This window comes from Delftia acidovorans SPH-1 (genome assembly GCF_000018665.1).
GTDB classification, from domain to species: Bacteria; Pseudomonadota; Gammaproteobacteria; order Burkholderiales; family Burkholderiaceae_C; genus Comamonas; species Comamonas acidovorans.
Window position 1 is genome coordinate 1,864,084 of the sequence record NC_010002.1, and the last position, 22,127, is coordinate 1,886,210.

General features: G+C 66.9%; 22 protein-coding genes. 12 read left to right on the top strand and 10 right to left on the bottom strand.

Going from position 1 to position 22,127, the window contains the following annotated elements:
• Positions 1 to 69: 69 nt before the first annotated feature.
• From DACI_RS08415 to DACI_RS08445, 7 genes are all read left to right on the top strand, one after another.
• Positions 70 to 972, top strand: coding sequence for a class I SAM-dependent methyltransferase (locus DACI_RS08415; RefSeq protein ID WP_012203600.1), 903 nt, complete (start codon positions 70 to 72; stop codon positions 970 to 972).
• 664 nt (positions 973 to 1,636) lie between these two features.
• A complete protein-coding gene (coxB, locus tag DACI_RS08425; RefSeq protein ID WP_043780962.1) occupies positions 1,637 to 2,818 on the top strand; it encodes a cytochrome c oxidase subunit II in 1,182 nt (393 codons plus the stop codon).
• 35 nt (positions 2,819 to 2,853) lie between these two features.
• Complete coding sequence (ctaD, locus tag DACI_RS08430; protein ID WP_012203603.1) at positions 2,854 to 4,524, top strand: cytochrome c oxidase subunit I; 1,671 nt, start codon at positions 2,854 to 2,856, stop codon at positions 4,522 to 4,524.
• A 23-nt stretch (positions 4,525 to 4,547) separates the two neighbouring features.
• Entirely contained in the window at positions 4,548 to 4,655 is a 108-nt protein-coding gene (locus tag DACI_RS32470; RefSeq protein ID WP_012203604.1) for a cytochrome oxidase small assembly protein, read from the top strand.
• Between the two features lie 24 nt (positions 4,656 to 4,679).
• Positions 4,680 to 5,300, top strand: coding sequence for a cytochrome c oxidase assembly protein (locus DACI_RS08435; RefSeq protein ID WP_013803985.1), 621 nt, complete (start codon positions 4,680 to 4,682; stop codon positions 5,298 to 5,300).
• Positions 5,297 to 5,509, top strand: coding sequence for a DUF2970 domain-containing protein (locus tag DACI_RS08440; protein WP_012203606.1), 213 nt, complete (start codon positions 5,297 to 5,299; stop codon positions 5,507 to 5,509). Before DACI_RS08435 ends, DACI_RS08440 begins: the two co-directional genes overlap by 4 nt.
• Before the next feature lie 70 nt (positions 5,510 to 5,579).
• The gene (locus DACI_RS08445; RefSeq protein ID WP_012203607.1) at positions 5,580 to 6,461 is read left to right on the top strand and encodes a cytochrome c oxidase subunit 3; all 882 of its coding nucleotides are present in this window, start codon (positions 5,580 to 5,582) and stop codon (positions 6,459 to 6,461) included.
• A 75-nt stretch (positions 6,462 to 6,536) separates the two neighbouring features.
• On the opposite strand, the gene DACI_RS08450 is transcribed toward DACI_RS08445, so the two are convergent.
• Positions 6,537 to 6,779, bottom strand: coding sequence for a twin transmembrane helix small protein (locus DACI_RS08450; protein ID WP_012203608.1), 243 nt, complete (start codon positions 6,777 to 6,779; stop codon positions 6,537 to 6,539).
• 29 nt (positions 6,780 to 6,808) lie between these two features.
• Here DACI_RS08450 and DACI_RS08455 point away from each other — a divergent pair, with 29 nt between their 5' ends.
• From DACI_RS08455 to DACI_RS08475, 5 genes are all read left to right on the top strand, one after another.
• Positions 6,809 to 7,582 carry an SURF1 family protein gene (locus tag DACI_RS08455; RefSeq protein ID WP_012203609.1) on the top strand — a complete coding sequence of 258 codons (774 nt, stop codon included), beginning with the start codon at positions 6,809 to 6,811 and terminating at the stop codon, positions 7,580 to 7,582.
• Positions 7,569 to 8,258 (top strand): SCO family protein, encoded by a 690-nt coding sequence (locus DACI_RS08460; protein ID WP_043783264.1) that lies wholly within the window; start codon positions 7,569 to 7,571, stop codon positions 8,256 to 8,258. Before DACI_RS08455 ends, DACI_RS08460 begins: the two co-directional genes overlap by 14 nt.
• Positions 8,259 to 8,467: 209 nt before the next feature.
• On the top strand, positions 8,468 to 9,082 hold the full coding sequence (locus DACI_RS08465; protein ID WP_012203611.1) for an SCO family protein: 615 nt from the start codon (positions 8,468 to 8,470) through the stop codon (positions 9,080 to 9,082).
• Positions 9,083 to 9,243: 161 nt separating this feature from the next.
• Positions 9,244 to 10,821, top strand: a complete 1,578-nt coding sequence (locus tag DACI_RS08470; protein ID WP_012203612.1) for a methyl-accepting chemotaxis protein — start codon at positions 9,244 to 9,246, stop codon at positions 10,819 to 10,821.
• Positions 10,818 to 12,575: a putative bifunctional diguanylate cyclase/phosphodiesterase gene (locus DACI_RS08475; protein ID WP_012203613.1), complete on the top strand. Its 1,758-nt coding sequence runs from the start codon at positions 10,818 to 10,820 to the stop codon at positions 12,573 to 12,575. The genes DACI_RS08470 and DACI_RS08475 overlap by 4 nt, the downstream gene beginning before the upstream one ends.
• A gap of 28 nt (positions 12,576 to 12,603) precedes the next feature.
• On the opposite strand, the gene DACI_RS08480 is transcribed toward DACI_RS08475, so the two are convergent.
• The 9 genes from DACI_RS08480 to rpoH form a co-directional block, all read right to left on the bottom strand.
• Complete coding sequence (locus tag DACI_RS08480) at positions 12,604 to 12,900, bottom strand: addiction module antidote protein (RefSeq protein ID WP_012203614.1); 297 nt, start codon at positions 12,898 to 12,900, stop codon at positions 12,604 to 12,606.
• Positions 12,897 to 13,193 carry a type II toxin-antitoxin system RelE/ParE family toxin gene (locus tag DACI_RS08485; protein WP_012203615.1) on the bottom strand — a complete coding sequence of 99 codons (297 nt, stop codon included), beginning with the start codon at positions 13,191 to 13,193 and terminating at the stop codon, positions 12,897 to 12,899. Before DACI_RS08485 ends, DACI_RS08480 begins: the two co-directional genes overlap by 4 nt.
• Before the next feature lie 47 nt (positions 13,194 to 13,240).
• On the bottom strand, positions 13,241 to 13,924 hold the full coding sequence (locus tag DACI_RS08490) for a Crp/Fnr family transcriptional regulator (RefSeq protein ID WP_043780967.1): 684 nt from the start codon (positions 13,922 to 13,924) through the stop codon (positions 13,241 to 13,243).
• Positions 13,925 to 14,159: 235 nt separating this feature from the next.
• Entirely contained in the window at positions 14,160 to 15,137 is a 978-nt protein-coding gene (locus DACI_RS08495) for a DUF6999 family protein (RefSeq protein WP_012203617.1), read from the bottom strand.
• On the bottom strand, positions 15,137 to 17,089 hold the full coding sequence (locus DACI_RS08500) for a StlD/DarB family beta-ketosynthase (protein ID WP_012203618.1): 1,953 nt from the start codon (positions 17,087 to 17,089) through the stop codon (positions 15,137 to 15,139). Before DACI_RS08500 ends, DACI_RS08495 begins: the two co-directional genes overlap by 1 nt.
• Before the next feature lie 15 nt (positions 17,090 to 17,104).
• The gene (locus tag DACI_RS08505; RefSeq protein ID WP_012203619.1) at positions 17,105 to 18,040 is read right to left on the bottom strand and encodes a fatty acid desaturase; all 936 of its coding nucleotides are present in this window, start codon (positions 18,038 to 18,040) and stop codon (positions 17,105 to 17,107) included.
• The gene (locus tag DACI_RS08510) at positions 18,037 to 18,783 is read right to left on the bottom strand and encodes a sterol desaturase family protein (protein ID WP_012203620.1); all 747 of its coding nucleotides are present in this window, start codon (positions 18,781 to 18,783) and stop codon (positions 18,037 to 18,039) included. The genes DACI_RS08505 and DACI_RS08510 overlap by 4 nt, the downstream gene beginning before the upstream one ends.
• Positions 18,784 to 18,802: 19 nt before the next feature.
• Positions 18,803 to 19,795: a Bug family tripartite tricarboxylate transporter substrate binding protein gene (locus DACI_RS08515; RefSeq protein WP_043780969.1), complete on the bottom strand. Its 993-nt coding sequence runs from the start codon at positions 19,793 to 19,795 to the stop codon at positions 18,803 to 18,805.
• A 97-nt stretch (positions 19,796 to 19,892) separates the two neighbouring features.
• Positions 19,893 to 20,837: an RNA polymerase sigma factor RpoH gene (gene rpoH / locus DACI_RS08520; protein ID WP_012203622.1), complete on the bottom strand. Its 945-nt coding sequence runs from the start codon at positions 20,835 to 20,837 to the stop codon at positions 19,893 to 19,895.
• Between the last annotated feature and the right edge of the window lie 1,290 nt (positions 20,838 to 22,127).

Consider the following 22,127-nt stretch of genomic DNA (forward strand, 5'->3'; position numbering starts at 1 on the left):
GCGTCCGCCACCCCTTTGCTCCGGGGCCGGGCGCCTGTCTTTCGAGGAGCCCGGATTCCCCGCCCAGCCATGTCCCACGAATTGCCCCCCACCATCGATCCGGCCGCCGCATTGCGCTGGCAGCAGGCCGCGCCTGCGGCCTCGCCGTGGCTGCATGAGGAGGTGGCGCGCCGCATGCAGGAGCGGCTGGACTGGATCGTCAAGCCGCCCCAGCGCTGGTGCCACTGGCAGCCCGTGCGCGGCGGCCTGCAGGCCCATGCGCTGCTGCGCCAGCGCTATGCGCAGTCCGAATGCCTGGTCTATGAAGCCTCGCCGCTGCACGAGGCCGCAGCCCGCGAGCAGCTGGGCGCGCGCTGGTGGCAGCCCGCGCGCTGGACCGGGGGCGCCACGCGCTTCGGCGAGCCCGAGCCTGCCGGCGTGGACATGCTGTGGGCCAACATGGCCCTGCACCAGCAGGCCGACCCGCAGGCGCTGATCACGCGCTGGCACCAGGCGCTGTCCGTGGACGGCTATGTGATGTTCTCCTGCCTGGGGCCCGATACGCTGCGCGAGCTGCACGCCATCTACGCCCAGCTGGGCTGGCCGCCCGCCGGCCAGGCCTTCACCGACATGCATGACTGGGGCGACATGCTGGTGCACGCAGGCTTCAGCGAGCCGGTGATGGACATGGAGCACATCACGCTGACCTTTGCCACGCCCGAGCGGCTGCTGCAGGAGCTGCGCGAGCTGGGCCGCAACTTCCATCCACAGCGCTTTGCCGCGCTGCGCGGCCGCCGCTGGCAGCAGCGCCTGCACGATGCCCTGCGCGAGCGCCTGGCCGGCCCCGACGGGCAGCTGGCGCTGACCTTCGAGATCGTCTACGGCCACGCCTACAAGCCGCAGCCGCGCGTGCGCCTGGAGTCCAGCAGCGCCGTATCGCTGGAGGACATGCGCAGCATGCTGCGCCAGCCGCGCAACACGGGTTTGCGATAGCCCCAATGTCGCTTTCCGGTCATTGATCGAAAACAAAAACGTCTACACTTTTCCCGAGCTGACAGAGACAACAGCTTTTCCCTGGGCTCGCTTTCCCGGGCCGGGAAAAGACCAGCGGTCCGCAGGCCGAAAGGGGAGACGATTTGGTGTTTCGTTTTGCCACGGGAACGAGAACGGGCCGACCCATCCAGGAGCGGCCCGCCCACGAGTTTGATCATCACCGGCTGCAGCAGTGCCTGTTCCTCTGGGAGCGGGCACTGGTCTTTCTGTCCCTGCTGTCCCCCCTTCTGTGCCGCATGCCGGGCCGCATGCGCCCCCTTTTCCAATCCGCTCCCGGCCCCCATGGCACACATGCCCTGAATGGCCGGCGTGCGCGCATTCTTCCGTCCACCTTGCTGCTGTCCTCCGAATTCATGCGCCTGCAGGCGCAGGCGGGGATGGCTGTACGCCCGAATCCTGGTCCCACGTCCGAGCTGCCGTTGATGCCGGCTGGCACGCTATTGGTGATTGCGCGCAGGCACATCTGCGGCGCTTTCATGCATGCTCGGACAGTTGAGGCCGGGAGTTGCCCTTTGGGCAGGCGTTGAACGGTCTGGCTGCGCGGCCCCCACGCCGGCGCAGCGGAGCGAGTGGATAACCCGAGGCTTAGATGTAAGTGAAAACTATGAAAAGCATTTCCACCAAGCTGGTTCTCTGGGGCTTGATGAGTGTGGCAGGGGGAGGCTCCCTTGCGCATGCGACGACAGATCTGCCAGGCGGCCCGGCCGTCAATCAGCTCAACCTTCATCCGGCGGTCACGCGCATCGCGCATGAGCAGCATTACCTGCACTGGATGATGCTGATCATCTGCACGGTGATCTTCATCGGCGTGTTCGCCGTGATGTTCTATTCGATCTGGAAGCACCGCAAATCGCGCGGTGCCAAGGCCGCGAACTTCCACGAATCGGCCACGGTCGAGGTGGTCTGGACCATCGTGCCGTTCATCATCGTCGTGCTCATGGCGCTGCCGGCCACCAAGGTGCTGGTGGCGCAGAAGGACACCACCAACGCCGATGTCACCATCAAGGCCACGGGCTACCAGTGGAAATGGGGCTACGACTACATCAACGGCGAAGGCGAGGGCCTGAGCTTCATCTCCACGCTGGACAGCAGCCACCGCGCGCTGTCCGACAGCGGCGATGTCTCCAAGGCACCCAACGACTACCTGCTCAAGGTGGACAACCCGCTGGTCGTGCCCGTGGACCGCAAGGTGCGCATCATCACCACGGCCAATGACGTGATCCACTCCTTCATGGTGCCGTCCTTCGGCATCAAGCAGGATGCGATCCCGGGCTTTGTGCGCGACACCTGGTTCCGTGCCGAAAAGACCGGCGACTACTACGGCCAGTGCGCCGAGCTGTGCGGCAAGGAGCATGCCTACATGCCCATCCACGTGAAGGTGCTGTCGAGCGACGGCTACAAGGCCTGGGTGGACGAGCAAAGGAAGATCGCCGCCGCCAAGAAGGACGACCCCAGCAAGGTCTGGAGCCTGCCCGACCTGATGGCACGCGGCGAGAAGGTCTATGCCGCCAACTGCGCGGCCTGCCACCAGGCCAACGGCAAGGGCGCCGGTCCCATCAAGCCGTTGGACGGCAGCCCCATCGTCCTGGGTCCCACGGCCGAGATGATGCATGTGGTGCTGGAAGGCCGTGCCAACGGCGCCATGCCCGCCTGGAAACAACTGAGCGATACCGAGCTGGCCGCCGTGGTCACCTTTGCCAAGAACCACTGGTCCAACAAGACCGGCCAGCTGGTGCAGCCGGCCGAGTTCGTGGCCGCCCGCACCGGCAAGTTCCCCGGCCAGTGAGCCCGCAAGACAGATGAGCGATTGGAGATAACAGCATGAGCGCCGTACTTCCCCCCATCCACAGCCCTGCGGGCGAGGGCCACGAACATGCGCATGAGCACGAGCATGGACACGGGCATGACGACCATCACCACCACGCCACGCCCACGGGCTGGCGGCGCTGGATGTTCGCCACCAACCACAAGGACATCGGCACGCTGTACCTGCTGTTCTCGTTCACCATGCTGATGGTGGGCGGGGTGCTGGCGCTGCTGATCCGCGCCGAGCTGTTCCAGCCCGGGCTGCAGATCGTCAACCCCGAGCTGTTCAACCAGCTGACCACCATGCACGGCCTGATCATGGTGTTCGGCGCCATCATGCCGGCCTTCGTGGGCTTTGCGAACTGGATGCTGCCGCTGCAGATCGGCGCCTCCGACATGGCCTTCGCGCGCATGAACAACTTCAGCTTCTGGCTGCTGATCCCGGCCGGCCTGATGCTGGTGGGCTCGTTCTTCATGCCCGGCGGTGCCCCCGCCGCGGGCTGGACGCTGTATGCGCCGCTGACGCTGCAGATGGGCCCGTCCATGGACACCTCCATCCTGGCCATGCACATCATGGGCGCCAGCTCCATCATGGGCGCCATCAACATCATCGTCACCGTGCTGAACATGCGCGCGCCCGGCATGACGCTGATGAAGATGCCCATGTTCGCCTGGACCTGGCTGATCACCGCCTACCTGCTGATCGCCGTCATGCCCGTGCTGGCCGGCGCCATCACCATGACGCTGACGGACCGCCATTTCGGCACCAGCTTCTTCAACCCCGCAGGCGGCGGCGATCCGGTGATGTACCAGCACATCTTCTGGTTCTTCGGCCACCCCGAGGTCTACATCATGATCTTGCCGGCCTTCGGCATCATCAGCCAGATCGTGCCGGCCTTCAGCCGCAAGAAGCTGTTCGGCTATGCCTCCATGGTGTATGCGACCTCGTCCATCGCCATCCTGTCCTTCATCGTGTGGGCGCACCACATGTTCACGACCGGCATGCCCGTCACGGGCCAGCTGTTCTTCATGTACGCCACCATGCTGATCTCGGTGCCCACGGCCGTGAAGATCTTCAACTGGGTGGCCACCATGTGGCGCGGCTCCATGACCTTCGAGACGCCCATGCTGTTCTCGGTGGGCTTCATCTTCGTGTTCACCATGGGCGGCTTCACGGGCCTGATCCTGTCGATGGCGCCCATCGACATCCAGCTGCAGGACACCTACTACGTGGTGGCCCACTTCCACTACGTGCTGGTGGCCGGATCGCTGTTCTCCATGTTCGCGGCCTACTACTACTGGGCCCCCAAGTGGACCGGCGTGATGTATTCGGAGACGCGCGGCCAGATCCACTTCTGGGGCTCGCTGATCTTCTTCAACGTCACCTTCTTCCCCATGCACTTCCTGGGCCTGGCCGGCATGCCGCGCCGCTATGCCGACTACCCCATGCAGTTCGCCGACTTCAACATGGTGGCCTCGCTGGGCGCGCTGGGCTTCGGCCTGATGCAGGTGTATTTCTTCCTCTTCGTCGTCGTGCCCGCCATGCGCGGCAAGGGCGAGAAGGCTCCGCAAAAGCCCTGGGAGGCCGCCGAGGGCCTGGAGTGGGAAGTGCCTTCGCCGGCGCCGTTCCATACCTTCGAGACGCCGCCCAAGCTCGATGCCACCGCCACCCGCATCATCGGTTGATGCAAGCCCCAAGGGAGATGCACATGGACGCACAGCAACGAAAAGCCAACCTGCGGCTGGCGCTGATCCTGGTATCGGTGGCGCTGGTCTTTCTGGCCGGCTTCGTGATCAAGATCACCGTGCTCCATTGAGGGCCGGCAACAGGAGGGATGTCCGTGAGCGTGCGCAGTGAAAACGCGAAGATGGTGGGCAAGCTGGCCGTGGTGGCGCTGGGCATGTTTGCCTTCGGCTACGTGCTGATTCCCATCTACAAGCACATCTGCGAGCTCACGGGCATCAACATCCTGTCGCTGTCCGAGCGCCAGGTGCCGGGCAACGGCACGGCCGGGCGCGATGTGAAGCTGCCCGCCAACTCGCAGGTGGACAAGAGCCGCACCATCACCGTGGAGTTCGACGCCAATGCGCGCGGGCCCTGGGACTTCAAGCCGGCGCAGCGCTCCATCCAGGTCCATCCGGGCGAGCTGGCCACGGTCATGTACGAGTTCCAGAATGTGCAGGACCGCCGCATGGCGGCCCAGGCGATACCGAGCTATGCGCCACGCCAGGCGGCCGCGCATTTCAACAAGCTGGAGTGCTTTTGCTTTTCGCAGTACACGCTGGAGCCCGGAGAAAAGCGCGAATGGCCGGTGGCCTTCGTGATCGATCCGCGCATCTCCAAGGATGTGACCACGATCACGCTGTCCTATACCTTCTTCGAGGTGGGCGGCAGGACGCCGGCCGCACCCACGGGCGAGGCGCCGGTGGCGGCAGGGCCGAAGCAGGAGCCCGCCTCATGAATGAGCCGCAGCCACGGGAGCCGCGCCGCCCGCCCAGCGTGTGGCGCACGGTGCGCGCCGTGGCCTGGTCGCTCTTCGGCGTGCGCAGGGGAAGCGAGTACCAGCAGGACGGGGAGCGCATCACGCCGCTGCATGTGATTGCGGTGGGGCTGGCGGCCATCTTCGTGCTGGTGCTGGGATTGATCGCGCTGGTCAAGCTCGTGGTCTGAGCGGCGCGGCCATCGGGGACAGAGAGTGATAGACGGGAAACCGAGAACCAAGAATTTCAGGAGCTGAGCAATGAGTGCAACCACCCACGGCAAAACGCCTTACTACTACGTGCCGGCCGAGTCCAGCCACCCCGTCATGGCGGCGGCGGGGCTGTTCTTCGTGATCCTGGGCGCGGGCAACTGGATCAATGGGCATGAATGGGGCATGTACAGCCTGGGCCTTGGCCTGGTCTGGTGGCTGGCCGTGCTCTTTTTCTGGTTCCGGGAAGCCGCGCATGAGAGCGAGTCGGGCAAGTACGGGCGCAAGATCGACCTGTCCTTCCGCTGGAGCATGAGCTGGTTCATCTTCTCCGAGGTGATGTTCTTCGGCGCCTTCTTCACCGCCCTGTGGTGGGCGCGCTCGCATTCGGTGCCCGCGCTGGGCAGCCTGGACAACGCCTTGCTGTGGCCCGACTTCAAGGCGGTCTGGCCCAGCATGGCGGCCGGCGCCACGGCCTCGCCGGCCAACAGCGTCGAGCCCTTCCAGACCGTGGGCCCGTTCTGGCTGCCCACCATCAACACGGCGCTGCTGCTGACCTCGGGCGTGACGCTGACCATCGCCCACCATGCGCTGCAGGCTGGCCACCGCGCCCGCACCATCGCCTTCATGTGGATGACGGTGGTCCTGGGCTTCGTCTTCCTGTGCGTGCAGGGCTACGAGTACTACCACCTGTACACCGAGCTGAACCTCAAGCTGTCCTCGGGCGTGTTCGGCTCGACCTTCTTCCTGCTCACAGGATTCCACGGCTTCCACGTCTTCGTGGGCATGCTGATGCTGTTCTTCATCACCATGCGCCTGCATGCGGGACACTTCACCTCCGAGCGGCATTTCGGCTTCGAGGGTGCCGCCTGGTACTGGCACTTCGTGGACGTGGTCTGGCTGTTCCTCTACGTCCTTGTGTACTGGATGTGAGGGCCTGACCTGCCCGCCCCATGCAAAAAGAAGCGCCAGGGCGCTTCTTTTTGTTTGCGGGGGCAGGGGGCTTGCCTATTGCCCGGCGGTCCAGCCCGTGGGATGGATGTAGCCCAGCTTGGCCGCCAGCAGCACGCACAGGAACAGCGTGATGGACAGGCCCACGCGCAGCGCCAGTGCGCGGAACATGGCGCGGCTGCGGCGCCTGTCGTCGCCCGCACCCTCCTGGTCTTCGGGATTGCGGCGCATCATGAAGAACAAGGCGCTGCCCAGACTGGCGACAATGGCCAGCAGGGCGAGAACGATCACGAATTTCATGGGTGGATTATCCGGTGCGTGTTTCCAGAATGCCAGACCGCTGGCGGTTTGTACTGATCACCTTGGCCGCGCTGATCGGCGTGGCCATCACACTGTCCCTGGGCCGCTGGCAACTGCAGCGCGCGGCCTACAAGCAGCAATTGTTCGATGCCGTGCAGCGCCAGCAGGGCCTGCCGCCGTTGGACAACGCGCAGCTGGCGCCCATGCAGCCCGGTGCTGCCCTGAACACCGAGGCGGCGCCCTGGCTGCACCGGCCCGTGCGACTGCAGGGCCACTGGATTGCCGGGCAATCGCTGTACCTGGACAACCGCCAGATGCAGGGCCAGCCGGGCTTCTTTGTGCTCACGCCGCTGCGGCTGGCCGCGCCGCATGAGGATGTGGTGATTGCCGTGCAGCGCGGCTGGGTGCCGCGCAACTTCCTGGACCGCACGGCCCTGCCCGAAGTGCAGACGCCCGAAGGCCTGGTGACCGTTGAGGGGCGCATGGAGGCCGCGCCGTCCCGGCTCTACGAATTCGGCCGTGCAGGGGCAGACCCTGATGGGCAAAAGTCGCGCATCCGACAGAATGTGGACATTGCCGAATGGGCCGTGGCCTCCGGGCTGCCGCTGCGCGAATGGAGCCTGCTGCAGACCGGCGAAGCCAGCGAAGGCCTGCGGCGCGACTGGCCCGTTGTGACGGCCGGTGTCGAGAAACACCATGGCTATGCGTTCCAATGGTTTGGACTTGCGGCCCTGATCACGCTTTTGTATGTCTGGTTCCAAATCGTCCGACGCTTTGTCCGCCCGCGCCATGCCCGCTCCTGAGACTCCCCTGGAGATGACTGTCCATGGCCTGCCACCCTTGCAGCCGGCCCTTGCCGGCGCGCAGCGCACGCGCAGCGGCCGCTGGAAGATGCTGGCCGTGTTCGCGGTCTGCGCCGCGCCCGTGGTGGCCTCCTATTTCACCTACTACGTGCTGCGGCCTGGCCAGCAGCGCAGCTTTGGCGAGCTGATCGCCGCCCAGCCGGCCCTGCCTTCGGCCACGGCCACCACGCTGGACGGCGCGCCGCTGCCGCTGCAGTCGCTCAAGGGCCAGTGGCTGCTGCTCAGCGTGGCGGGCGGTGCCTGCGGCAGCGCCTGCGAAAGCCATCTCTATCTGCAGCGCCAGCTGCGCGAGACACTGGGCCGCGAAAAGGACCGGCTGGACCGGGTCTGGCTCATCTCCGACGACGCACCCGTGCCCGCGCACCTGCGCCCCGCGCTGGCCCAGGCCACGGTGCTGCGCGTGCCCGAGGCCGTGCTGCGCGGCTGGCTGCAGCCGGCGCCCGGCCATGCGCTGCAGGACCACCTGTACGTGGTGGACCCGCAGGGCCACTGGATGATGCGCATGCCCGCAGGCCTGGGCATGGCCGATGCCGGCAAGGCCAAGCGCGACCTGGACCGGCTGCTGCGTGCATCGGCTTCCTGGGACACGGCAGGGCGTCCGGGCGACGGCGAGTAAGGCTGGCCAGTAGGTCCCGATAGGCCTCAGTAGGCCCGGCAGGCCGGCAGGCAGGCCCCGCAGCGCCGGGGTCTTGCGGTTATGGGTTATGGTTTGCGGCTGTGCGAAAGCGCCTTCAGCGGACGCTTTCGCCTTTTCCCTTTCCAGCCCGGGCCGGCGCGCAGCCTTTGCGGCCACGCAGCCTGCGGCAACTACCTTGTTGAGGAAGCATGAACAAACGGACAGCGCTGCGCGTTCTGGGCTTGACCGCCATGGCATGGGGCGCCCTGGCGCTGAGCGGATGCTCGCGCGAGGCAAAGACCAGTTTCCAGGGTGTCGATGTCACGGGCGCCGAATACGCCAAGGACATTCCCCTGCGCGATGTGGACGGCAAGCAGCGCAGCATCAAGGACTTTGCGGGCAAGGTCGTCGTGGTCTTCTTCGGCTACACGCAATGCCCCGATGTCTGCCCCACCACCCTGCAGGAGCTGGTCGAGGTCAAGCAGCAGCTGGGCGCCGACGGCGACAGGCTGCAGGGCGTCTTCGTCACCCTGGACCCCGAGCGCGACACGCCCGAGGTGCTCAAGGCCTACCTGGGCAACTTCGACCCCGGCTTCGTCGGTCTGCACGGCACGCCGGACGAGACGGCGGCCGTGGCCAAGGACTTCAAGCTCTTCTACAAGAAAGTGCCCGGCAAGACCGAAGGCGCCTACACGCTGGACCATTCGGCCGGCAGCTATGTCTATGACACGGCCGGCCGCCTGCGCGTGTATGAGCGATACGGCGGCGGCCCGCAGGTGCTGGGCGCCGACGTCAAGGCCCTGCTGCAGGAAAAACGCTCCTGATCCTGCGCGTGCCGCAGCCAATGTGACCCCCGTCACATTGACTGCGTTTAGGTGCGCTGCAGCACACCATCCCTGATGTGCATCGCCTCAGGACTGCTTAGAGTGGGCCCCGCCTGGGGGTGTCATGCCGACGCCCCGCCCATCTCCGAGAGACCTGATCCATGCGGCGAAACGTGTACGTCACCCAGCGTGAGTACCCTCTGAGCGAAGGAGAGACGCTTCTTTCCGTCACCGACCTGAAGGGGCGCATCGTCTATGCCAACGATGCCTTCATCCGCGTCAGCGGCTTCGAGGCCGCCGAGCTCTACGGCAAGGCCCACAGCATCGTGCGCCATCCCGACATGCCGGCCGCCGCCTTTGCCGACATGTGGTCCACCATCCAGCGCGGGCTGCCCTGGAGCGCCCTGGTCAAGAACCGGCGCAAGAACGGCGACCACTACTGGGTGCGCGCCAACGCCAGTCCCATACGCCATGCGGGCGCCGTGGTCGGCTACCTGTCCGTGCGCACCCGGCCCGAGCCGTGCGAGGTGCAGCAGCATGCGGCGCTCTATGAGCAGATCAATGCCGGTGTGCGCTCGCTTGGCCTGCACCGGGGCTTTCCCGTGGGGCGCGGCGCCGTGGGCGCGCTGCAGCGGTGGTGGCGCTTTCGGCCACTGGCCTGGCGCGTGCAGGCCGTGGTGGCCGGCCTGTGGCTGCTGGGGTCGGCCGGGCTGTGGTCTTCCGTGCTGCAGGCATCGGCCGTGCCGCTGGCCCAGGTCTGGCCGGCCTGGCTGATCTGGAGCCTGGCCTGCGTGGCGGCCGGGCAGTGGCTGCGCAGCCGGCTGCTCATGCCCCTGGCGGCGCTGCGTGGCCAGGCACAGGCCGTGGCCAGCGGGCAGCAGACCGATGCACGGTTCCTGCAGCGCACGGACGAGATCGGTGCCATCGGCAGCGCCGTGCGGCAGACCGGGCTCAACCTGGTCTCCCTGGTCGGCGACATCCAGGGCAAGAGCGACCAGGTGCGCCGCTGCGCGCTGGCCGTGCAGCAGGGCAGCACCGAACTGAGCGATCGCACCGAAGCCGCGGCCGCGAGCCTGGAGCAGTCGGCCCAGGCCATGCAGGCCCTGGCCAGCGCCATCGAGCGCAGCAGCGCCCAAGCCGGCGAGGCCGCCGCCCGCGCGCGGCACGGCGTGGACATGGCAGGGCAGAGCAGCCGCATGGTCGTGCAACTGGACCAGGGCATGCGCGGCGTGGCCCAGACCAGCGACCAGGTGGGGCAGATCAGCTCGCTCATCGACGGCATCGCCTTCCAGACCAACCTGCTGGCGCTCAACGCCGCCGTGGAGGCGGCACGCGCGGGGGAACACGGCAAGGGCTTTGCCGTGGTGGCCGACGAGGTGCGCGGCCTGTCCCAGCGCAGCGCCCGCGCCGCGCGCCAGATCAAGGCGTTGATCGAGGCATCGCAGCAGCAGGTGGCGCAAAGCTGCGCCATGGCGCGTGAAGTGGGCGAGGCCATGCTGGCCGTGCAGGCCGATATGCGCGAGCAACTGGTGCTGGCCGAAGGCATGCAGGCCGCCAGCCAGGCCCAGGCCGGCGGCGTGCAGCAGGTGCAGGCCGCCGTGCAGCAGCTCGAACAGATGACCCAGCACAATGCCGCCCTGGCGCGCGACACCATCGGGCACGCACAGCTGCTGGCCGGACAGGCGCAGGCGCTGGAGGCTGCGGCATCGGTCTTTCACGGCAGCGGGGCGTCCGCATGATGGCGGCGGGCTGGAGCATGGTTGCCGGCGATCCCGCCGCACCGGGCGAGGCGCTGGACGAAGACCTCAAGCGCGTGGCCATGGAGGCCGCGCCCGACGGTATCTTGCTTGTGGACCGCAGCGGCCGGATCCTGCTGGCCAATCCCGCCATGCAGGCCATGAGCGGCTATGGCGCCGCCGAATTGCTGGGCCACTCGCTGCAGATGCTGCTGCCGGCCGAGGCGCAGGCGGCCCACGGGCCGCAACTGCAGTCCTACTTCGCCCAGCCCGCGCGCCGGCCCATGGGCCAGGGGCGGGACCTGTGGCTGCTGCGCAAGGACGGCAAGCGCCTGTCGGTGGACATCGCCCTGGGCCACTCGCCGCACGGCAGCGGCGTGGCCGTGGCCTTCGTGCGCGACCTGTCGCAGCTGCGCCAGATGGAAGCCTGCATGCACTACCACGCCACCCACGACACGCTGACGGGCCTGCTCAACCGCTGGCAGTTCGGGCTGCAGGTGGAACAGGCGATCTCGCAGGCGCAGGCGCAGTCTGAATCGGGCGCCGGCCCCGCGTCCTTTGCGCTGCTGCTGCTCGACCTCGACAACTTCAAGGCCATCAACGACGGTTATGGCCACGACGTGGGCGACCAGGTCCTCAAGGAGGTGGCGCGCCGCCTGCAGGCCGCGCTGGGCGGCTCGGCCACGCTGGCGCGCATGGGCGGTGACGAGTTCACCGCCCTGCTGCAGCCCTGCAACGAGCCCGATCTGCGCCAGCGCATCGACGCGCTGCTGCACGAGCTGTGCCGGCCCTGCACCATAGGCCACTACGCGCTGAACTTCGGTGCCAGCGTGGGCGCAGCCTTCTATCCCCAGGACGCGGGCGATGCGGCCACCCTCATGCGCTATGCCGACATGGCCATGTACGACGCCAAGCAGCGCAGCCGCTCCTCCTATGCGCGCTATGCCAGCGCCATGGGCGAGGCCATGGCCGAGAAAGTGCTGCTGCACGAACGCCTCAAGCGTGCCCTGGACCGGGGCCTGCTGAGCCTGCACTTCCAGCCCCAGGTGCAGGTGCTGGGCGGCCAGGTCCAGGGCGTGGAAGCGCTGCTGCGCTGGAACGACGAGCAGATGGGCTGGGTCTCGCCCGAACGCTTCGTGCCCGTGGCCGAATCCACGGGCCTGATCCTGGCCCTGGGGGAGTGGGTGATCGATGCTGCCTGCCGCCAGGCCGGCGACTGGCTGCGCGCAGGCATGCCGCTGCGCGTGGCGGTCAACCTCTCGGCCCAGCAACTGCGGCAGGCCGACCTGCAGCAGCGCCTCATGGCCAGCCTGGCCCGGCATGGCGTGCCGCCGCACCTGCTGGAGCTGGAGGTCACCGAGTCCGCTGCCATGACCGACCCGCTGCAGGCGCGCGAGCTGCTGGGCAGCCTGCTGGCGGCCGGCGTCTGCGTGGTGCTGGACGATTTCGGCACCGGCTACTCCTCGCTGGCCCACCTGCGCGATCTGCCCGTCTCGCGCGTGAAGATAGACCGCACCTTCATCGGCCCCATGCTCGACAGCCCGGCCGATGCCAAGATCGTCAAGGCCGTGATCGCGCTGGCCCGAACCCTGGGCCTGCAGGTGGTCGCCGAAGGCGTGGAAACGGCCGAGCAACTGCGCCTGCTGCGCATCCTGGACTGCGACGCCTACCAGGGCTGGCTCTTCGCCCGCGCCATGCCGGCAGAGCAGATTCCGCCTCTGTTGCAAAGGCCTGCAGAGGCGGTGTTGGTGCAGTAAGCGGGTGGTCCGAGTGTCAGGCTGCTGGCTACTGCGATGCGGCAGGAGCGATGGTGAGCCTGAAGCCCATGGCCTGAATCACCTTGAACAGCGTCTCGGAACTGGGCGCCCGTTCGCCAGACAGGCTTTTGTAGAGGCTTTCCCGAGAAAGTCCGGTGTCGCGAGCGAGCTGAGTCATGCCGCGCGCGCGTGCGATGTCGCCCAGCGCCGCAGCCAGTTCGGCCGGATCGTTGTCTTCCAGCGCCTGGCGCAGGTACTCCACGATTTCCTCTTCGGTGCCGAGGTAGTTGGCCATGTCGAATGGCCGCATCTTGATGTTGCTCATAGCTTGATCTCCCTGGCCATCGCCCTGGCCGCAGCAATGTCCTGTGCCTGGCTGGACTTGTCTCCGCCGCCAAGCATCACGATCAGAACATGATCGCGTTGGATGTAGTACATGCGCCAACCTGGCCCAAAAAACTCGCGCATCTCCCATAGGCCCTCGCCAACGGATTTCACGTCTCCCAGGTTTCCGCGCATGGCTTTGCCCAGGCGACGACGCAGGCGGATACGAGTTGGTATGTCACGAATGCTGTCTACCCAATCAGCAAACGCCTCGGTTTCGATGACGCTGTACATGGTTGGATTGTAGCCAGTTGGCTACAAAAGAAGCCTGGTATGGGTGTTCAGCCTCCCATCCCCTGGTACTCCAAATCCTTCACCCCACCCCCACTGATCCTCAACAACACCGCAGGCTGCAGCACGCAATGCCATCGATCCGGCCGCTCCAGCGCGCCGAGCTGCACCAGGCGCACAAGGCTGCGCGCGATGGTTTCGCGCGTGGTGGCCAGCAGGGCGGCCAGGGCGCCCTGGCTGGGCAGGCGCACGAGCAGGCTTGACTGCAGAGCCGCCAGTTGCATCAGGGTGGCGGCCAGCTGGCGCAGCACGCCGGGGATGCGGACGATGTAGGCCCATTCCGCCAGCAGGGCGTTGTTGCAGGTGTAGCTGGTGGCCAGCGCGCGCACGAAGGCGGCATCGACCAGGCCGCGGCGCGTGATGGTGGCGATGTCCACGCAGCAGATGCGCCCCGGGCCCAGTGCCTCGAAGTGCATGGCCGAGGGCTGCTGCAGCCAGCCCGGGCTGCCCAGCGCGTGGCCGTTGCCGAACAGCGCCACGGGCCGCTGCACGCCGTCGCCGCCACGGCGGATGGCCAGGACGAAGCCGATCTTGATCACCTGGAATTCATGGGCGACGCAGCCCTGCGCCTGGAGCTTCTGGCCCTTGGCCAGGCCGCGTTCGCGGATGTGCGGCAGCCATTGCTGGAATGCGGGCTCGGGCAACTGGCCCAGCAGGCAATGGGACGAACGCATGCATTCGCTGCAGCGAACCGCTGAAGGCGTGGAGGACGACGATGGCATGGGGCACGCAGGCTAGGATGCGCCGCAGCCTGGGCGGGCAGACAGCCACCCAGGGCACCGGCAGTGGACCCGGGCGGCGCGCCCCGGGAGAAGCCGTGCAGGCTAGCGGGCTATGCCGTTGAATGCAACGCGATGTAACGCGTTTCGCGCGTGATGGCGGCCATCTGCCGCTGTTTCTTGACCTGGGTCAGACGGCGGCGGTGCTGTCGGCGTTGTTGGCGCTGCCGCTGCTGCCACTGCTGCCACTGCCGTGGGCGCGGGCCGCCTCGCGCATGCGTGCCAGCTCGCGTGCGGGCAGCGGGATGTCGCCGCTGGCGACCTTCATCAGCAGGCAGTGGAGCATTTCCGTGGACAGGCCGTGCAGCACCAGGCGGTGGCCGGCGCGCAGGGTGGACAGGGGCACCAGCGGGTGCTTGTTGTTGAGCATGACCAGGTGCTCGGGCGAGGCGAGGATCTTGGCCGCATAGATGGCCACGGTCTCGTCCAGCTGCAGCGAGTTGCTGGCGCGCCAGAAGTCGTTGTCGGTCAGCAGCAGCTGGTAGACGGGCGTGTAGACCTCGATGGCGCTTTGCAGGTCCAGCAGGTTCAGGCGCCCGCGCGGCATGTCCTCAAGGCGCAGGGGCGGGTTGCGCAGCATGGCGAAGTCGGGCTCGGCCACGGGCTGCAGTTCCTGGCCTGCGGCGCGCAGGGCGTTGTTCAGGCGGATGACGAAGTTGAACAGGTTCAGGTCGTGCCTGAGGAACAGGTCGTCCTTGATGTCGTCGATGCTGTCCGGCTCCAGCGGTGTGGTGGACACGGGCGTGGGCGCATTGGCCGCGACAAAGGCCAGGATCTGCGAGCCCAGGTGGAAATGGCGCAGGATGAGCCAGTTGGCCTCGGGCGAGACGAAGCGGTTCATGCTGAAGGCCAGCAGCCGGTGCAGCAGCCTGGAGTGCGCCCAGTTGCGCGGCAGCAGCACCTTGAGGATCTGGATGAGCACGATGCTGGTGCGTGCCAGCGGCCGCAGGAAGGGCAGCAGGTACTGGCGCGAGCCGCTGCTGCAGTCACGCAGCCAGGCGGCCTTGACGTCGTCGGGCAGCGGCGTGCTCTGGTCCAGGTACAGCGCGCGCCAGGGGCTGGGGTCGCGCTCGTCGTGGGGCGGTTCGATGAAGTCTGGTGGTTGCATCAGTGCTCCTCGGGCAGGACATGCTCGAACTGCATCAGGTATAGCGCCGCCGTGTGGCGCGCGGTGCGCACGATGGCCTGCGCCGCCGTGCCCCCGCTGCCGTCTGTGTCGTCCAGCGCCATCACCATCTGCACGGCCATGAGCCAGCGCTCCAGGTGGTGTTCGTCGTTGGCTCCGTGGTATTCCAGGAAGCGGAAGGCATCGGGCGGCAGCGGCAGGCTGGCGCGCAGCAGTGGCAGCAGGCTGGGCACGATGCGCTGGCCCGTGCCTTCGATGATGTAGATGGCGCCCAGCAGGCCGACCGGATTGGACGTGGCGGCCAGGCCGTGCAGATAGGCGTTGAGCGCCTCGCCGCCGGGGTTGCGGCGCAGGCGGGTGAGGTCGGTCTCGGTGCCGCCGGCCTTGAGGTAGTCCTCGTGCAGGATGCGGAAGTCGTTCTGCTCCTCGCCCGCATGAACGTCGATCAGCGCGGCCAGCGCCGCGTGCTCGCCGGTCAGCGAGGCCGCGCCCTCGCGCATCCACAGGCTGCCCTCGCGCACCTGGGGAACCCAGTGGCTCATCCAGCGCACGTAGTCGGCGGTCTGCAGCCTGCCTGTGCGTATGCGCTGCAGCAGCGGCGTGCGCCACACGCGCGAGCGGTAGTCCTGCCAGAGGCTGGCCAGTTCGGTCAGCAGCGGCGCCAGCGTGGCCGGGGCCTGGTTCGGGTCGTGGGGCGGGGCGATGGTGGAGACATCGGGCAGCAGGTCCGGGGCAGCGGGAGCTTCGGTGGTGGCACTGCGCGCTGCGGCCTTGGCCGGGGTGGTGGTGGGAGCCTGGGCCGCATCCTCCACTTCCAGCAGCATGTAGCCGGCCGTGAAGCGGCCCGATTCGGGAATGAAGCACAGCACGGTATCGCCGTGCTTCAGGCGTGCCGATTGCGTGCGCAGGAACTCGGACAGCATCACGAAGATGGAGGCCGCGCCCGTGTTGCCACGCCAGGCCAGGTTGCTCCACCAGCGCTCGCGCGGGATGCCGAGCTGGGCCTTGCCCAGCAGCTCATCGACCACGGGGATGAAGCGTTCGGACGAGTAGTGGCACAGGAAATGGTCGATGCCGCGCTCGGGCACCCAGCCCGTGTGGGCCAGGTGGGCGTATTCGTGGATGCAGACATCGAACAGGTGCGGCAGCAGGCGGATGTCCTGGCGCAGCGACAGCGCGCCTGCGGCCTCGGCATCGCCCCAGGCGGCAAAGTCCAGGTGGCTGGTGGCGCGGTCGGGCGTCAGGCCCAGCTGCATGCAGACCGGGTAGTCGCCGGCAAAGCTGCGCAGGTGCGTCCAGCGCAGCTTCAGGCGCAGGCCCGGCGCCTGGGGCAGGGCCTGCGGGCCGCCCAGCAGCACGGCGCCTGCGCCATCGGACAGCATCCAGCGCAGGAAGTGGGCGTCGAAATCCGTGTTGTATCCCTGGGCCGCGAAGCGCGAGCGCTTGAACAGGCGCGAGGGCATTTCGCTGGCCACGGCCAGGGCCAGCGAGTCGGGCGCGCGGTCCACGGCCTGGGCCGCAGCCTGCAGCGCGCCCACGCTGGCGGCGCAGACGCCGTGCACGGACAGGGTCTCCATGGGCGGCGCGGCCATCTCTCCCTGGATCATGTTGGCAAAGCCGGGCATGAGCGCATCGCCGCCCGACGAGCCGCTGGCCAGGAAGCCGACATCGCCCAGCGCACGCCCGGCCTGTGCCAGGCAGTCATGGATGGCCTGGGCGGCCATGGCCGTGTTGCTGTGGACGGTGCGGCCTTCGGCGTCTATGGCGTAGTGGCGCTGGACAATGCCGTTCTCGGCCAGGATGCGGCGCTTGAGGCGCTCGGACAGGCGGTTGAGCGGCGCCACGTAGGCATCCATGCCTGCGTTGTCCACGGGTTCACCGGGCAGGAACATGCCTGCGGCATGCAGATAGACGTTGGAATAGGCGACGGGCATGGGTTCAGGGTCGTATCAGTCGTATGTTCCGGGAGGCATTTGCGCACGCGTGCGCGCCGGCGGCCAGACCGTGCCGAGCACGAAGACGCGGGCCATGTAGGGTAGCAGTCCGCCTTCGTTGAGCGCAGGGGCCACGCGCTGGCGGTAGTGTTCGCTGTGCAGGCGCGTGAGCTCGGACCAGTGGGCCTGGGGCCGCTCGTGGTGGGCCGTGTGCAGGCCGATGTTGAACAGCAGCGGATTGACCCAGCCCTCGAAGTTGCGCGCGTAGTTCAGTGGTGTGGCGCTGTCCAGCCGCTGGCCGCGCGTCAGCGGCCGGCCATCGGCATGGGCGTGCTGCAGGTAGTTGGTGGCCAGCAGCCAGTGCAGGCCATGCAGCTGGGGAACGATCACCAGCAGCAAGGCCTTTTGCCAATCCAGCGACAGCAGCAGCGCCCAGCTGCCCAGCCACAGCAGGTACTGGCCCATGCAGTAGCGAAAGGCGCCGGGCCAATGCCGCCGCAGCTGGCCCAGCCAGCGCAGGAACAGCGGGTACAGCACCCAGCCGGCCTGCAGCGGGTGGAGCAGGTAGCCCAGCAGATGGTTGTGGTCGCCGCCGAAGCGGTAGGTGCGTGCCATGTCGCGCGGGCCGTGGCGGAAGCGGTGGTGGTTGGCCACATGGGCGGGCCAGAACACAAAGGTCGGGTGGCCCTGCAGCAGGGTCAGCCAGTAGTCGGTGATGCGGTTGGCCCAGCGCCCGCGCCACATGCGCAAATGCGTGTGGTTGTGGTGGATGACGCCCACGCCCAGCGTGAGGAACAGCTCGATCCCGTAGAGCCACAGGTTCCAGCCATGCTGCCACTGCCACCACACGATCAGCGGCAGCGCCACCAGATAGGCCAGCGACTGCAGGTCGCGCCAGTGGCGCAGCCGGGGCAGCCGTGGCTGGACGTGGTGAGCAGGCGGTCGGCTCATTCCGTCCTGGGCCGGGCCGTGGCGGGCAGTGCCACGCGCGTGCGCATCAGCCGGTCCATGAAGGCCAGCGCAAAGCCGTAGTTGCCATTGGGCCGGGCATGGTGCAGATGGTGGCGTCGGCTGGCGGCCAGCGCATGCGTGTCGGACACCCCGGGAAAGAAGTCGTAGTTGGAGTGGCCTATGACGTTCAGCAGCAGGCTGAGCACCGGCACCGAGGCCAGCGACCAGAAACTGAAGTCGTGCACCACCATGGGCAGCAGGATGACGTTGCCCAGCATCAGCGCCTCGATTGGGTGAAAGCTGTAGGTGGACCACGGCGTGGTGACGATGGAGCGGTGGTGGTCACCATGAAAGCGCCCCAGCAGCCGCGTATGCAGCAGGCGGTGGTTGATCCAGAAATGCACATCGTTCCAGATCAGCAGCACCACGATTTCGATGGCAATGCGCCAGGGGCCTGCATCGGGCTCCAGCCGCGCCCAACCCAATTGCAGAAGGCCCCAGGGCACGATCATGCCGATGCCGAAGATCAGCACCGAATGCAGCGACTGGCGCCATTCGCGGCGCAACTGGTCGGGCTTGAGCGGGCGCGTGTCCAGCACGCGGCCCACGCCGCGCCGCTGCAGCCAGCGCGTGAGCGCCGTCATGCCCCAGCCGCCGGCCGTGTACAGCACGCCGAAGAAGAGCAGGCCCCAGGCCATGACCTGCCAGGCGTTGAGTTCGGTGAAGGCTTGGGCAGCGGTCATGGCAGTGTGATCGAGCACGTCATTGTGCGTGGATTCCCTGTTCGCGGATGATGCGGCCCAGTGCCGTCACGTCCTGGCGTATGCGCAGGGACAGGCCCTCGGGCGAGCTGCCCACAGCCTGCCAGCCCTGGGCGGCCAGGCGTGCACGCATCTCGGGCGAGCGCGCGATCTCGCTGACCGCTTCGGCGAGCTTTTGCACATGGGCGGCTGGCATGGCCTTGGGCGCGGCCACGGCGTTCCAGATCTCCAGATCGAAATCCCCCACGCCCAGCTCCTTGAGGCTGGGCAGTCCCGGCGCCAGCGGGCTGCGCGCGGCCGAGGTCACGGCCACGCCGCGCAGCTTGCCGGCCTGCACCTGGGCCATGGCCAGTGCGGGCGGAAGCATGGACAGCTGCAGGTCGCCGCCCTGGATGGCGTTGAACACCTGCGGATAGCCGGGGTAGGGAATGTGTTCGGGCCTGAGCGCGGAGCGGCTCTTGAGCAGCTCCATGCCCAGGTGGCCCACCGTGCCCACGCCAGGGGAGCCGTAGCTCCAGCGGCTGCCGGCCTGGGCAGCCGCTTCCAGAAAGGCCCGGCCCTCGGGCGCGCCGGCCGGAGCCACCAGCACCAGGGGCGCCACGCCGATCAGGCTGACGGGCTGCAGGTCCTTGACGGGGTCGTAGCGCACAGCGGGGTTGAGCAGGCGGGCAATCGTCAGGTTGCCGTTGATCATTACGCTGAAGGTATGGCCGTCGCGCGCACGGGCCACCTGCTCGCCTGCAATGTTGCCGCCTGCGCCCACCTTGTTCTCGACGATGACGGGCTGGCCCAAACGCTTTTCCAGCGGCTCGGCCAGTGCGCGAGCCGTGAGGTCCGGGGAAGATCCTGCGGGAAAGCCGACGATCAGGTGCAGCGGCTTGCTGGGCCAGTTGTCGCCCGCCATGGCAGCGCAAGGCAGCAGGGCCGAGGCCAGGGCGGTGGCCAAGGCATTGGCGAAGAGGCGGCGTAGTGGCGAGATGGCGCTGGCGGGCATGGGGTACGTGGGGGCCGCAAAGGCTGCGGGCAATAAAAAACCCGGAGATTATCCGGGTTTGTCGTGAAGCGGCCTGTCAGCCCAGGCCGTCAGGCCATCAGGCGAACTCGGCCAGGGCCTTCTTCATCTTCTTCATGGCAGCCACCTCGATCTGGCGGATGCGCTCGGCGCTGACACCGTAGACGGCGGCCAGCTCATGTAGCGTCATGCCGCCCGAGCCGTCGTCGTTGACCTTGAGCCAGCGCTCCTCGACGATGCGGCGGCTGCGGTCGTCCAGCGAATCCAGCGCCATGGCAATGCCGTCGGTGGCCAAGTGGTCGCGCTGGCGCGACTCGATCATGGCCGTGGGTTCGTGGGCGCCATCGGCCAGGTAGGCGATGGGGCCGAAGGCCTGCTCGCCATCGTCGCTGGGCGAGGGGTCCAGCAGCACGTCGCCACCGGCCAGGCGCGTTTCCATCTCCATGACTTCTTCGCGCTTGACGTTGAGCTTCTCTGCTACGGCGTCGATCTCGCCCGAGGTCAGCGTGTCACGCAGCATGGCGCCGTCCTCGGCCATGGCGGCGTCGGACTTCAGGCCCTGCTTCATGGAGCGCAGGTTGAAGAACAGCTTGCGCTGGGCCTTGGTCGTGGCGACCTTGACCATGCGCCAGTTCTTGAGGATGTACTCGTGGATCTCGGCCTTGATCCAGTGCATGGCGTAGCTCACCAGACGCACGTTCTGATCGGGGTCGAAGCGCTTGACGGCCTTCATCAGGCCCACGTTGCCTTCCTGGATCAGGTCGCCGTGCGGCAGGCCGTAGCCCAGATACTGGCGCGAGATGGACACCACCAGACGCAGGTGGGACATCACCAGACGCCCTGCGGCGTCCAGATCGCTGTGTTCTTTGAGCTTGCGGGCGTAGTCCTGCTCTTCCTCAAGGGTGAGCATGGGCAGGCGGTTGACCGCGGAAATGTAGGCATCCAGATTGCCCAGAGGCGGCACCAGGGCCCAGGGGTTAGCGGGTGCCAAGGTGGTCGCAATGGAGCCGGAGGCGTTTGTCATTGCAGAGTTCCTTTCTTCCATTCCTTCATATTAGCACTCGTTATGACCGAGTGCTAAAGCCAAAGTTCCGTGGGTTTTTCAGACGGTTGCACTCATTTTTGGAGTGCCAAAAGTCGTTTGTGCCTAGTCTGAGCGATTTTTGGAAACCCTGCTTGCCAGCGGTGGGCGCATATTGCTGGGAGAGCATTACTGTCGATTCCCACCGAGTTTTGAACTTTTCTCACTCAGTTTTGAACTAATTTCTTGTCGATTCGCTTCGTAAGTCATTGATTTAAATGAATATTTTTGCACTCTGAACTTGCCTGGCGAGTGATCAGGGCCGAGAAATGCCAAGTTTTGAGGTGCCTATCCCATGGCTTACATTCGCGAGCCCTGCGCCCTGCGCCCTGCGCCCTTCGCCCTTCGCCCTGCGCCCTGCGCCCTTCGCCCTTCGCCCTTCGCCCTTCGCCCTTCGCCCTTCGCCCTTCGCCCTTCGCCCTTCGCCCTTCGCCCTTCGCCCTTCGCCCTTCGCCCTTCGCCCTTCGCCCTTCGCCCTTCGCCCTTCGCCCTTCGCCCTTCGCCCTTCGCCCTTCGCCCTTCGCCCTTCGCCCTTCGCCCTTCGCCCTTCGCCCTTCGCCCTTCGCCCTTCGCCCTTCGCCCTTCGCCCTTCGCCCTTCGCCCTTCGCCCTTCGCCCTTCGCCCTTCGCCCTTCGCCCTTCGCCCTTCGCCCTTCGCCCTTCGCCCTTCGCCCTTCGCCCTTCGCCCTTCGCCCTTCGCCCTGCGCCCTGCGCCCTGCGCCCTGCGCCCTGCGCCCTGCGCCCTGCGCCCTGCGCCCTGCGCCCTGCGCCCTGCGCCCTGCGCAGCAGCGGATCTCTGTGGGAGCATCGAATCAGTCGGTAAGACGCCCTCCCAGGCTCCGACAGGTCAGGAGTTGCGAAAAGTTCAACTCGCTATGAGAGTCACAGCGGGTCCAGACTGGGCGGTCCAGGTACATGTAAGTCCCTGATCTGCCTCATGTGCAGAGACAACCCTCGGTGAACATCGACACTGGATCACCTCGGTGCGGCTGCATTTTTTGCACCTTCTATGGCAGATCCCTGAGGGATATCGAAAGGTTCACACGCTCAGCGGGGCGAACGCAGGTCCTTATCTCGACAACGCTTTTTGCCTCTCAGTTTTGAACTCCTCGGCTGGAAACCCTCTGAATTTTGAACTCTTCCCGCCGCTTCTCACTGAGTGTTGAACTATCCGCAGGTTGTGATTAAATTTTCAGCAGATCACGGTGTCTGAGTGCAGGCGCTATGCGGCCAC